General features: G+C 69.5%; 11 protein-coding genes. 1 reads left to right on the forward strand and 10 read right to left on the reverse strand.

What is annotated here, in order from left to right:
- Positions 1-122: 122 nt before the first annotated feature.
- From FW784_RS02255 to xerD, 10 genes are all read right to left on the reverse strand, one after another.
- Entirely contained in the window at positions 123-1,001 is an 879-nt protein-coding gene (locus FW784_RS02255; RefSeq protein WP_149351734.1) for a type II secretion system minor pseudopilin, read from the reverse strand.
- Positions 998-1,633 carry a prepilin-type N-terminal cleavage/methylation domain-containing protein gene (locus tag FW784_RS02260; protein WP_149351735.1) on the reverse strand — a complete coding sequence of 212 codons (636 nt, stop codon included), beginning with the start codon at positions 1,631-1,633 and terminating at the stop codon, positions 998-1,000. The genes FW784_RS02255 and FW784_RS02260 overlap by 4 nt, the downstream gene beginning before the upstream one ends.
- The gene (xpsI, locus tag FW784_RS02265) at positions 1,633-2,052 is read right to left on the reverse strand and encodes a type II secretion system protein XpsI (protein WP_187770641.1); all 420 of its coding nucleotides are present in this window, start codon (positions 2,050-2,052) and stop codon (positions 1,633-1,635) included. Before xpsI ends, FW784_RS02260 begins: the two co-directional genes overlap by 1 nt.
- Positions 2,049-2,534, reverse strand: coding sequence for a type II secretion system protein XpsH (gene xpsH / locus FW784_RS02270; protein ID WP_149351737.1), 486 nt, complete (start codon positions 2,532-2,534; stop codon positions 2,049-2,051). The genes xpsI and xpsH overlap by 4 nt, the downstream gene beginning before the upstream one ends.
- Positions 2,531-2,968: a type II secretion system major pseudopilin GspG gene (gene gspG / locus FW784_RS02275; RefSeq protein WP_149351738.1), complete on the reverse strand. Its 438-nt coding sequence runs from the start codon at positions 2,966-2,968 to the stop codon at positions 2,531-2,533. Before gspG ends, xpsH begins: the two co-directional genes overlap by 4 nt.
- Positions 2,969-3,134: 166 nt before the next feature.
- Positions 3,135-4,352 (reverse strand): type II secretion system protein XpsF, encoded by a 1,218-nt coding sequence (xpsF, locus tag FW784_RS02280; RefSeq protein ID WP_149351739.1) that lies wholly within the window; start codon positions 4,350-4,352, stop codon positions 3,135-3,137.
- A 7-nt stretch (positions 4,353-4,359) separates the two neighbouring features.
- A complete protein-coding gene (gspE, locus tag FW784_RS02285) occupies positions 4,360-6,051 on the reverse strand; it encodes a type II secretion system ATPase GspE (protein WP_425481570.1) in 1,692 nt (563 codons plus the stop codon).
- Between the two features lie 135 nt (positions 6,052-6,186).
- Positions 6,187-10,107 (reverse strand): phosphoribosylformylglycinamidine synthase, encoded by a 3,921-nt coding sequence (gene purL, locus FW784_RS02290; RefSeq protein ID WP_149351741.1) that lies wholly within the window; start codon positions 10,105-10,107, stop codon positions 6,187-6,189.
- 62 nt (positions 10,108-10,169) lie between these two features.
- Positions 10,170-11,018, reverse strand: a complete 849-nt coding sequence (locus tag FW784_RS02295) for a DsbC family protein (protein ID WP_149351742.1) — start codon at positions 11,016-11,018, stop codon at positions 10,170-10,172.
- A 133-nt stretch (positions 11,019-11,151) separates the two neighbouring features.
- Positions 11,152-12,126, reverse strand: coding sequence for a site-specific tyrosine recombinase XerD (gene xerD, locus FW784_RS02300; RefSeq protein WP_425481569.1), 975 nt, complete (start codon positions 12,124-12,126; stop codon positions 11,152-11,154).
- A 30-nt stretch (positions 12,127-12,156) separates the two neighbouring features.
- Here xerD and FW784_RS02305 point away from each other — a divergent pair, with 30 nt between their 5' ends.
- On the forward strand, positions 12,157-12,612 hold the full coding sequence (locus FW784_RS02305) for an RDD family protein (RefSeq protein ID WP_149351743.1): 456 nt from the start codon (positions 12,157-12,159) through the stop codon (positions 12,610-12,612).
- The last annotated feature ends 19 nt before the right edge of the window (positions 12,613-12,631 follow it).

Genomic DNA, 12,631 nt, shown 5'->3' on the forward strand with positions numbered 1-12,631 from the left:
CGGCAGCCACGCAGCGAGGGCGTGGCCCCACCACGCGAGCAGTCCGCGCAGGCTCGTGGCTTGCGGACCCAGCCGGGCGGCCAGCCGCGCGAAGCCGCGCATGCGGCCCTCGAGAACCGAGGTCATGGTGACGGAATCCCCTCCTCCCAACGCAACGGCGTATAGGCCATGCCCGGTATGGCACTGCCCCCGGTGCGTACAACCGCGCCCAGCGTGGCGATGCGTCCGCCACGAAGCCTGGCCCGGCTCTCGATACTATACGTTCCGCTCCCGAACGCCTGCAGCGTTTCACCGCCCGGAACGCCCGGCAGAGGCTGCCCGCGGCTCGGATCCCAGGCCTCGCGGCGGGCGATGATCCCCTTGCCGTCCATGCCCATCGCCGTCAGCACCGGCGCGCCGGCATAGGCCGGCTCCGGCAGCGTCCGGCCGCTGAACACGGTGACGTAGGGCGCGATGCGGTGGTAGTCGTCGGGAGTGACGCCCAGCACCTGGAGCAGCTCGGCCGAGCTCTCGAAGTCGTTGTCCTTGGCGCCGTAGGGCAGCCCGGCGGCGGCGTAGTCGGGGTCCTCGGCCCCGCCCGACGGCTGCGTCATCGGGTCGGGATCGCGCCAGTCGATGATCGCGCCGGCCAGTTTCTCCGCCCGCGGCCGCTCGATGCCGACCGCCACCAGCAGACCGGTCAGCAGCGGTGCGTCGGCATGGTTGAGATCGACCTTGCCGTCCTCGTCGACGATCCGCACCTCGACGTCGGCGTCGGCGAACGTCCATCGGTACGGTCGGCCGTCGGGCCGCCACTGGCGTCGCGGATCGGCCTGCCCGACGCGGGTCAACGCGTATTCGAGGCCGGCGCGCGCGATCTGGTCGGCCTGCACGCCGTCGACCAGGGCGTGGCCCTGCAGCCCCTCGGTCTGCGCCGCCATCGAGAACGCGCCCACCAGCGCGATCAGCAGCACCATCAGCCACAGCACCAGCAGCAGTGCGGCGCCGCGCATCCGGCTCATCGGGTAACCCCGGTCGCATAGGCCGATGCAAGCCGCGGCGCGACGGCCAGCACCGGCCACGGCTTGCCGTCGGCACCCGTGACCTGCACCTCGACGAGCACGGGCAACTGCTCGACCGTGGTCCACGTGTCCTTCCAGTCGCCCGGCTTGCCGTTCTCTCCAAGGCCGCGGTAGCGGAAGCGCACGCTGCGCACGCCCTCGGCGAGGACTTCGGGGTCGCGGTCGGGCGCGGAGGTGTCGACGCCTTCCTGCAATACCGACAAGCCGAGCGTCAGCCGCACGCGGCCGTCCGGTGCGGCCGTATCGACGCGCAGATCGTGCAGGTAAGGGCCGCCGTGGCCAATGTAATCGGGCAGGTCGGATACGAAGCGCATGTGCGCTTCGTCGCCCGAGAACCGCATCGGAAGGCTGGTGGCGGGGTCGATCTGGAACGGCACCGCGCGCGCGCCCGCCAGGCGCCGCCGCAGGAAGCCTTCGACCGCGCGAACGTGCTCGCTGCTCGCGGCCAGTTCCTCGCCGCGCCGCGCGGCTGCGGTGGCGCCCGTGATGGTGGCGAACGCCAGCGTGAGCCCGAGCGCGAGCAGCACCGTGGCGATCAGCACCTCGACCAGCGTGAAGCCGCGCGCGCGCATCATGTCCGCGGCCCCTGCGCGCCGGGCGGCACCAGCCGCAGCGAATGCAGTTCGAGCTGCTCGCGCGGGCCGCCGTCGCCCCACGTCATGGTCAGGTCGAGTGCAAACAATGTGGCTGCATTCGGGTCGACGGGCTGGCCGGTGGACGGGCCCTCGAAACGTCGCACGTGCAACTGCCAGCGGTAGTGGCGGTCTTCGAAGTCGCCGTCGCGATCGCCTTCCTGCAACGCGCCCTCGGTGTCGATTCGATCGAGCACGGACTGCGACAGCATCGCCGCGTGGCCGGCGTCGGCGGACCAGCGCACCTGACGGCTCGAGTTCGTCAGCGTGCCGAGCAACAACGTGAGCGCGAGTGCGAGCACCGCGAAGGCGATGACCACTTCGATCAGCGTGTAACCGCGCGAGTAACGCCGACTCACGGCGCCCCGCCCGCCCGGGTGAGCTTCACTTCGCCGGTGAGCCATGCGACGTCGACGTTCCACGCGGCCGTGTCGCGCGAGAGCTGCACGCGGCCCCCTGTCGACGCGCCGTCGGCGAAGAACAGGATCGCGCCTTCACCGGGCTTCGGCTGAAGTTCGCGCGCACCGGTGAATGTCACATGCAGCGTGTCGGGAATATCGCCGTGGCGATCGACCGCCCGCCAGGCATGGGCGGCGGGGTCGATGACGAAGCGCTGCGTCTGCCCGCTGGTGATCGCACGCGTGCGCGTGAAGCGAAGCTGCGAGGCGACGTCCTTCGCCGCCGAGCGCAGCTGCATTCCCTTGAATCCACCGGTCATCGCCGCTGCTGCGAGAAGGCTGATGATCGCGATCAACGTGATCACGATGACGATCTCGATCAGCGATACGCCGCGCGCGCGGCCGGCGGCGGGCGATGCCGTCGGTCGCGCGCGTCGGTTCATTCGTTGCGCAGGTCGGCGTCGTAGCTGGTGCCGCCGGGCTTGCCGTCCTTGCCGAGGATGATCAGGTCGAACGCGTGACCCTCGTCGCCTGGTGCCTTGTAGGAAATCGCATTGCCCCACGGATCCTTGAGGTCGGCTTCCTTGGCGTACGGACCCAGCCAGCCCGTGCTGCCCTGCGGCTGCGAGGCGAGATCGCCGAGCGAAGTCGGGTACGAGCCGACGTCCATCTTGTACTGGTCGACCTTCTGCGCAAGCGTCATGACCTGCGACTTGGCGAGGTTGGCCTTCGCGCGATCGGCACCACCGAGGATGCGGCTGCCGACGAAGGTCAGCACGATGCCGATCAGCACGATGACGATGATGATCTCGATCAGGCTCATGCCGCGCTGCAGTGCACGGCCGGCGGGCGAGCGGGTCAGGGAACGGTTGCGCATGGCGGCTCGATTGGAGGGGGAAAGGCGGCATGTTTACCAAAATCGCGAGATGAAGCGGCGAATCCGGCCGGTTTGTTCAGGTTTTTGCGTAGCGGCATGACGATCGACCGCCCGGGCCGCGCTTCGTTCCCGCCGGGGCAGCGCCCCAGACGCCCCTGCCGGACTATCAGCCGATCTGCCCGGTCAGGTCGTACATGGGCACCAGGATGCCGAGGATCACCACGCCGATCACGAACGCCAGCACCATCGTCACGATCGGCACCAGCGCGGCGAGCATGCGGTCCAGCGCGAGGCCGGTTTCATGCTCGAAGGTTTCGGCGGTGCGCATCAGCATGCTCTCCAGCGCGCCCGACTCCTCGCCCACCTGGATCATCTGCAGCGCCAAACGCGGGAATCGCTTGCCACGCCCGAGCGCGGTGGACAGCGCGACGCCGTTCTTGACCTCGTCCATCGCCTTTTCGACATCGCCGGCCAGCATGCGGTTGCCGAGCACGTTGCGGCCGATGCCGAGCGCAGTGATGAGCGGCACGCCGTTGCGCACCAGCGTACCCAGCGTGCGCGCCAGCCGCGCGACCTCGATGCGAGCCACCAGCATGCCGGCCATCTTGCGACGCAGCAGCCACGCGTCGAAGGCGAGGCGGAACGCGGGGTCGCGGCGCTTGCGCTCGATCCACCAGACCAGCAGCGCCGGCGCCGCCACGATCACGATCCACGCCTCGCGCACGAAATTGCCGATCGCCAGGATGATCTTGGTGAACAGCGGAAGCTCCGCGCCCAGGCTCTCGTACATCTGCGCGAATTGCGGCACGACGTAGCCGAGCAGGAACAGCATGCTCAGCGTCACCATCACCATCAGGATGGCCGGGTAGATCAACGCGTTGATGACGCGGCGCTGCAGTGCGCGGGCGCGTTCGAGGTAATCGGCCAGGCGCGACAGCGTCTCGTGCAGGCTGCCGCCGGCCTCGCCCGCGCGCACCATGTTCACGTACAGGCGCGAGAACGTGCCGTGCTGGCGGTCCAATGCGGTCGACAACGCCGCACCGCCGCGCACCGCCTCGCGGATGTCCGCGATCGTGCGGCGCGCAGCTTCGTCTTCCGGAAGCTCCAGCAGGATCGACAGCGCACGATCGAGCGGCTGCCCGGCGCCGAGCAGCGTCGCGAGTTGCTGGGTGAACTGCACGAGCCGCGCCCCGCCGAACGGCTTGGGCTTGAACAGGCCTTTCCAGATCGCTGGGCCGCCGCCTTCGCTGGCAAGTCGCGCCTCCACGGGCATGTGTCCCTGCGCCTGCAGGCGCTGCACGACGTCGTCGACGCTCGCAGCCTCCATCTGGCCGTCGAGCATTTCGCCGCGCGGGTTCAGCGCCTTGTAGCGAAAGAGCGCCATGTGGGGCTCAGGCGTCTTCCGTCACGCGCAGGACTTCCTCGATCGTCGTCAGGCCCTGCAGTGCCTTGGCGATGCCGTCCTCGTACATCGTGCGCATGCCCGCGGTGCGCGCGATCTCCTCGATCTCGCCCATGCCGGCATGGCGCATCACCGCGCGGCGCAGCTCGTCGTTCATGACGAGGAATTCCATGATCGTGGTGCGCCCGTGGTAACCCGTCGGCGCCAGCGGCGAACCCTTTGGCCGGAACAGGAAGATCTCGCCCTCCGGCTGCAGGCGGCGTAGGCCGAACTTCTCGATTTCTTCCGGCGACGCCGGATAGCGCTCGGCATGCGTCGGCTCCAGCCGGCGCACGAGGCGCTGCGCGAGGATGCCGTTGATCGTCGACGTGAGCAGGTAGTCCTCGACGCCCATGTCGAGCAGTCGCGTGATGCCACCGGCCGCGTTGTTGGTATGCAGCGTCGACAGCACCAGGTGGCCGGTGAGCGCCGACTGGATCGCGATGCGTGCGGTCTCGAGGTCGCGCATTTCGCCGATCATGATGATGTCCGGATCCTGGCGCACGATCGACCGCAGCGCATGCGCAAAGTCGAGCCCGATCTGCGGCTTGGCCTGGATCTGGTTGATGCCCTCGATCTGGTATTCGACCGGATCCTCGACGGTGATGATCTTGACGTCCGGCGTGTTTAGCTTGCTCAACGCGGTGTACAGCGTCGTGGTCTTGCCGGAACCGGTCGGGCCGGTGACGAGCAGGATGCCGTGCGGCTGGTCGAGCACCTTCTGGAAATCGGCGAGGAAGTTGTCGGTGAAACCGAGTTTCTCGAAGCTCAGCACGATCGACTCGCGATCGAGCAGTCGCATCACCACGCTTTCGCCGTGCGCGGTGGGCACGGTGCTCACGCGCAGGTCGAGTTCGCGGCCCTGCACGCGCAGCTGGATGCGGCCGTCCTGCGGCAGGCGGCGTTCGGCGATGTTGAGCTTGGCCATGATCTTGATGCGGCTGATCACGGCGGCGGTGAGGTTCGGCGGCGGGCTTTCGCCTTCGTGCAGCACGCCGTCGACGCGATAGCGCACCTTCAGCGCGGTTTCGAACGGCTCGATGTGGATGTCCGACGAACGCAGCTCGACGGCGCGCTGGATGATCAGGTTGACCAGGCGAATCACCGGCGCTTCGGACGCGAGGTCGCGCAGGTGCTCGACGTCGTCGACCTCGCCGGTCTCGCCATCGGCGTTGTCGACGATCGCGCCCATCGCGCTGCGGCCCTGGCCATGCCAGCGCTCGATCAGCGCATCGATCTCCGAGCGCAGCCCGACCACCGGGATCAGCGGGCGTGTCATCGCCAGGCGTAGCGCATCGAGCTGGTAGCCGTCCTGTGGGTCGGCCATCAGCACGTCGACGGCGGCCTCGGTCTCGCGGATCGGGCAGAGATGGAACTGGCGCATGAACTTGGGCGACAGCAGCGCGTTCTCGGGCGGCAGGTCCGGCAGGTCCTTCGTCGCCACCAGCGGCAGGCCCAGCACGCTGGCCACCGCTTCGGCATGGTCGCGTTCGGACACCAGCCCGAGACGGCCGAGCAGCGCGAGCAGGGAGCCGCCGGTCTCGGCCTCCAGCCGGCGCGCACGTGCGAGGTCGGCGTCCTTCAGCCGGCCGCGCTCGAGCAGCAGCTCGACGATGCGCGACTCGACGGGATCGCCGCCGATGGATTCCTCGCTGGGACCGAGTAACGCGTTCAAGCGCACCTCCACGAACAGGTTGCCGACTCTAGCAGCGTGGCGCCGCGGTTTCGGCGGTCGCACATGAATGCTGCCCGCGACGTCGCGGCGCGATCCATGGCGTCATCCGACCCACGCCCGGGCATTGCGGAACATCCGCAGCCAGGGCGAATCGGCCGGCCACTCGCGCGGCGCCCAGCTGAGGTTGGCCGTCCGCAGCGTGCGTTCAGGGTGCGGCATCAGCAGCGTGACGCGGCCGTCCGCGCTGGTGAACGCACCGATCGCGTCGACCGAGCCGTTCGGATTGAGCGGGTACTGCGACGTGGGTTCGCCGCGGCCGTCGACATAGCGTCCGCACACGGCGATCGCGGCGCGGCTGGCGTCTGCATCGAAATGCACGCGCCCCTCGCCATGCGAGACGACCACCGGGATCCGCGAGCCTTCCATGCCGGTCATGAATATCGACGGCGACTCCGCGATGTGCAGCAGGCCCAGGCGCGCCTCGAACTGCTCGCTGCGATTGCGCAGCAGCCGCGGGAAATGCTCGGCGCCGGGGATGACAGGCGCCATCGACGCCATCATCTGGCAGCCGTTGCAGACTCCGAGCGCGAACGTGTCCTCGCGCACGAAGAAGGTCGCGAACGCCTCGCGCACGGCACTGCGCTCGAGCGCGCTGGTGGCCCAGCCGCGGCCCGCGCCCAGTACGTCGCCGTAGCTGAAGCCGCCGCAGGCGGCGAGGCCGGCGAAGTCGCGCAGGTCGACACGGCCGGCGATCAGGTCGCTCATGTGCACGTCGACGGCCGCGAACCCGGCACGATCGAACGCCCATGCCATCTCGATCTGCCCGTTGACGCCCTGCTCGCGCAGGATCGCAACCCGGGGCCGCGCACCCGTATTCACATACGGCGCCGACACGTCGTCGCCGGGATCGAACGTCAGCTTCGGCACCAGACCCGGCGCGTTGAAGTCACGCGCCACGCTGCGTTCCTCGTCGGCGCAATCGGGGTTGTCGCGCAGCCGCTGCATCGCATGCGTCACCGACCACCAGGCGTCGAACAATTCCTGCCAGCCCCACTCGGCCAGCGTCTCGCCGTCGCTGCGCACGCGCACCTGCGGCGAGGCGGTCGGGCGCGCGATGCGCTGCGCGCAGTCGATCAGGCCGTGACGCGCGACGAGATCCGCGAATTCCGCGCGATCCTCGATCGCGACCTGCACGATCGCGCCGAGCTCCTCGTTGAACAGCGTGCGGAACGGATCCTCGCCCCAGGCGTCGAGCGAGATGTCCAGCCCGGTACGCGAGCAGAACGCCATTTCCGCCAGCGCCGCGAACGCGCCGCCGTCGGAGCGGTCGTGATACGCGCGCACCAGGCCCGCCTGCCGCGCCGCGCGCATGAGTTCGAACAGGTCGCAAAGCCGCTGCGGATCGTCGAGGTCGGGAACGCCGAAGCCGTCGCGCTCGGACGCCGCCGCGAACGCCGGAAGTGCGCCGTTCGAGCCGGCTTCCGGATGGCATTGCACCAGGACGGAGCCGCCAAGCCTCTGTTTTCCGGCGCCCAGGCCGATCAACCACAGGTCGCTTTCGAGCTCGCGATCGAGCAGCGGCGTGAGCTGGCCGCGCACGTCCTCGACCGGCGCGAACGCGGTGACCACGAGCGACACCGGCGACACCGACTTGTGCGCCACGCCGTCCGCCTGCCACTGCGCCTGCATCGAAAGCGAATCCTTGCCGACCGGGATCGCGAGTTGCAGTGCGGGGCACAACTCCATCGCGATCGCTTCGACCGCGTCGAACAGCCGCGCGTCCTCGCCCGGATGCCCGCACGCGGCCATCCAGTTCGCCGACAGCTTGATGCGATCGAGCGCATCCACCGGCGCAGCACAGAGATTGGTGATCGCTTCGCCGACCGCCATGCGCGCGGCGGCGGCGGAATCGAGCAACGCGATGGGCGCGCGCTCACCGATCGCCATCGCCTCGCCCGCATGCGTGTCGAAACCGGCGAACGTTATTGCGCAATCAGCCACCGGCAACTGCCACGGGCCGACCATCTGGTCGCGCGCCGTCAATCCGCCGACGCTGCGATCGCCGATCGTGACCAGGAAATTCTTCGACGCGACGGTCGGATGCGACAGCACGCGCAGCGCGGCGTCATGCAGGTCGAGCCCGCCCCACTTCAGCGCGGGCCACTTCGGCGCCGGCGGGTGCGTGGCGTCGCGATGCATCTTGGGCGCCTTGCCGAACAGCACGTCCATCGGGATGTCGATCGGCCAACCGGTTTCGCCCGCAGCCACCGTTTCCGGCGTGGCGCCGTGCCCGACGACGAGGCGCTCCTCCGACGTCGCGACGCCGACCACCGCGAACGGGCAGCGTTCGCGCTCGCAGATCGCGCTGAATTCCTCGACACGCTCCGGCGGCAGGCCGAGCACGTAGCGTTCCTGCGATTCGTTGCACCACAGCTGCATCGGCGACAGTGACGGATCGTCGCTGGGCACGCGGTCGAAATCGATCACGCCGCCCAGGCCGCTGTCGTGCAGCAGTTCTGGAATCGCGTTGGACAGGCCGCCGGCGCCGACGTCGTGGATGGTGGCGATGGGATTGTTTTCGCGCAGGCCCACGCAGCGGTCGATCACTTCCTGGCAACGGCGCTCCATCTCCGGGTTGTCGCGCTGCACGCTGGCGAAGTCGAGCGCCTCGTGGCTTTCGCCGGACGCGACCGAACTCGCGGCGCCGCCGCCGAGGCCGATCAGCATCGCCGGCCCACCCAGCACGACGATCGCGTCGCCCGGCCGCAGGCCGTGTTTCTGCACCTGGATGCGGTCGATGGCACCGAGGCCGCCGGCGAGCATGATCGGCTTGTCGTAGGCGCGTGCGATGTCGCCTTCGGGCAGCTCGAAGCTGCGGAAGTAGCCGAGCAGGTTCGGCCGGCCGAATTCGTTGTTGAACGCGGCCGCGCCGATCGGGCCGTCGAGCATGATTTCCAGCGCGGGCGCCATTCGCGGGTTCAGCGCGCGCGGTGCCTCCCACGGCTGCGGCAGCGTGGGGATGCGCAGGTGCGAGACGGAGAACCCGGCCAGGCCCGCCTTGGGCTTGCCGCCACGACCGGTCGCGCCTTCGTCGCGGATCTCGCCGCCGGCGCCGGTGGACGCGCCGGGGAACGGCGCGATCGCGGTCGGATGGTTATGCGTTTCCACCTTGATGCAGAAGGCCGACTCCACCTCGCCTTCGCCGCGATAGGTGAAGTCCGCGCCGGACGGACGGAAGCGCTGCGCGCGATAGCCGGCCACGACCGCCGCGTTGTCGCTGTAGGCGGTGAGCGTGTGCTGCGGCGTGGTCGCGTGGGTGTGGCGGATCATGCCGAACAGCGACTTGGGCGCATCGACGCCGTCGATCGTCCAGCTCGCGTTGAAGATCTTGTGCCGGCAATGCTCGGAGTTCGCCTGGGCGAACATCATCAGCTCGACGTCGGACGGCGCGCGGCGCAAGGCCGCATAGCGCTCGCGCAGGTACGCGATCTCGTCGTCGGCCAGCGCGAGGCCGAGTCGCAGGTTCGCGTTCTCGAGGTCGGCGAGGTCGATGCGTTCGACCCCACCGCGCGACGGCGCCTCGAACAGCGCGATGGCGTCCTCGCGCGCCTCGAGCAGCGACTGCGTCATCGGGTCGTGCAGCACCTTCGCGAGGCGGCCCTGCGTGGCGGCGTCGGCGGGCCAGCCATGCAGGTCGATGCGCGTGCCCCGCTCCACCCGCTGCACCGGCAGGCCGGCGCCGCGGAGGAGCTCGGTGGCCTTGCTCGACCACGGCGAACGCGTGCCAAGCCGTGGCGTGGCATAGCGCGAAACCACGTCCGCCTCGCGCTCGGCGACACCGGTACCGGCATCGAGGATCTGGCAGAGCTTGCCAAGGTCCGGCTGTGCGCGGGCCTCCGGGATCACCCAGTAGACATGCCGGGTACCGGCCAGTCGGATCTCGGGTTCGAGGCTGCGGAGACGGGCTTGGAGCCGCTCCAGGCGGAACGACGACAGGGCGGGGGCGCCCTCGAGGACGATCATGTCCGACGGACCGTGCGACGGCAGGGCCCGAGATTGTACCGTCCCGGGCGCTGCGGCCGGCCTCAACCGGCCTTCTTCGCCGGCTCCATCTTGTCGAGGATCTCGCGCAGCTTGTCCGGCGGGACGTAGCCGCCCAGCTGCGTGCCGTCATCGGCGATCACCATCGGCGTGCCGGTCAGGCCCGCGCGCTGGCCGATGTCGTACTCCATGTCGACCGGGTTCTTGCAGGTTCGCATCGGCGGCATGCGGTCGTTCTTGGCGTCGGTCAGCGCCTTCCTGCGGTCGGGGGCGCACCAGACCGAGACCATCTGGCGGTAGTCGTCGCTGCCGATGCCGGCGCGCGGGAAGGCCACGTATTCGACCGCGATGCCCTGACGGTTGTATTCGGCGATTTCGCTGTGGAACTTGCGGCAGAAGCCGCAGCTGATATCGGTGAAGACCGTGACCCGGTGCCTCGGATTCGGCGGCGCGAAGACGATCCGGTCACTCTGCGGGATCTGCTGCAGGAGCTTGGTGCGAAGCCCTGCCAGCGATACCTCGGTGAGGTTGTTCTTGTTCACCGTGTCGTAGAGGGCGCCGCCAGCCCCGGGGATGAAAAGGTAGCGTCCGTCGTCGCTGACGTACGCGACCTGCCCGGCCACCACCACCTCGCGGAAGCCCGGCAGAGGCGCGTTACCGACGTGCTCGACCACCGCCCGCGGCTCCAGCACGCGAATCGCGTCGATCGCACGGGCGTCAGGGGTGCCGGCGGCCGGCTTGGCCTCGACGGTCGACCCTGCGGTACGGGCGAGCGAAGCGCCGGCCTTCGGGGTGTCGGCGGGCTTGCGCGCGTCGCCCGGAACCTTCGCACACGCGGCGAGACTGACGACGCCGAGCACGGCGAGGAGGACGGGCTTGCGGAAGCTGCGCATCGGACGGCGGCACTCGGAGGAGACCGCCGGATTGTGGCATGGGCGACCGCGGCGGCCGGGCGCGCGCGGGCCTGCAGTTCAGCTGCGGGGTTGGAGGCGGGTCGAGGCCGGTCGTCTAGCCGGCGGCGCCACGTCAGCCTCGCGGGTGGTGCATGCGGTGCAGCTGTTTGAGTTTCTCGCGCGCCACCAGCGTGTAGATCTGGGTGGTCGATAGCGAACTGTGGCCGAGCAGCATCTGCAGCGAGCGCAGGTCGGCGCCATGGTTGAGCAGGTGCGTGGCGAAGCTGTGGCGCAGGCCGTGGGGCGAAATGCGCGTGGCGTCGATGCCGGCCACCGCGGCCATGCGCTTGACCGTCGACCAGAAGCGCTGGCGCGTGAGTGGCTCGCCTTTCGCGTCGACGAAAAGGTAGGTCGAGCCGTGGCCCTTGCCCAGCAGCGCCGGGCGCGCGTGCGTCGCGTAGCGCTCGAGCCAGTGCTGCGCTTCCTCGCCCATCGGCAGCAGGCGCTCGCGGCTGCCCTTGCCAGTGACGCGAAGCGCACCCTGCCGGAGGTTCACCGCCTGCGTAGGCAGGCCGACCAGCTCGCTGACGCGCAGGCCGGTCGCGTACATGAGTTCCAGCATCGCCTTGTCCCGCAGGCCCGTCGACGACTCGACGTCCGGCGCCGCCAGAAGCGCCGCGATCTGACTTTCGGTGAGCGCTTTCGGCAACAGGCGCGGCAGCGTCGGCGAGCCGAGCAAGGCGGTCGGGTCGTCGCTGCGCAGGCGTTCGCGCAGGCACCAGCCGAACAGCCCGCGCAATGCGGAGAGCAGCCGTGCATTGCTGCGCGGCGAATAGCCCGCGCGCGCGCGCCACGCCAGGTAATCGGAGAGATCGGAAGCCCCCGCGTCAAGCAGCGCGCCGTCGCGTCCACGCCAGCGTGCGAAGCCGCCAAGGTCGCGTCGATAGCTCTCGCGCGAGGACGACGACAGGCCGGTTTCGGCCCAGATCGCATCGAGGTGGCGGTCGATCAGGCGTGCATCGGAAGGGCCGATTTCCGGCTGCGCCATCGCGGCCTGGCGTCGCGCCGAAATGCCGCCCGCGCGTCGCGATGCCGGGTTCGAATCCATGCGTCGCAGCTTAGCGACTATCCTTCGCGCATGGCATCGACCCCAACTTTGCGCGCCCATATCGGCTGGCGCCTGCTCGCGCTTTCGTACGATTTCTGGCCCGTCGCCGCGCTCTGGATGCTGACGTCGGCCGCGTTCAACGTCGCGTATTCGCTTGCGGGGCACGCGCGTCGCGAGTACGTCGCGCCTTTCACCTGGCTCGGCACGTTGCTGTGGATCACGTGCTGGCTGATCGCCGGCATCTATGCGGTCGTGAGCTGGCAACGCGGCGGGCAGACCATCGGTATGCGCCCGTGGCGACTGCGACTGGTCGGCCTGCATGCGCCTCCGGACCGGCGCGCGCTGGCGATCCGCTACCTCGTCGGCACGGTTTCGCTGCTGCTCGGCGGGCTCGGCTTCTGGTGGGCGTGGATCGATCGCGACCGCCTGACCTGGCATGACCGCGCGAGCGGCACGCGCATGGAACGCATCGCCAAGCGCGGGTGAGGCGACGGCACAGCCGATC

Source organism: Cognatilysobacter lacus, from assembly GCF_008274655.1.
Classification (GTDB): domain Bacteria; phylum Pseudomonadota; class Gammaproteobacteria; order Xanthomonadales; family Xanthomonadaceae; genus Cognatilysobacter; species Cognatilysobacter lacus.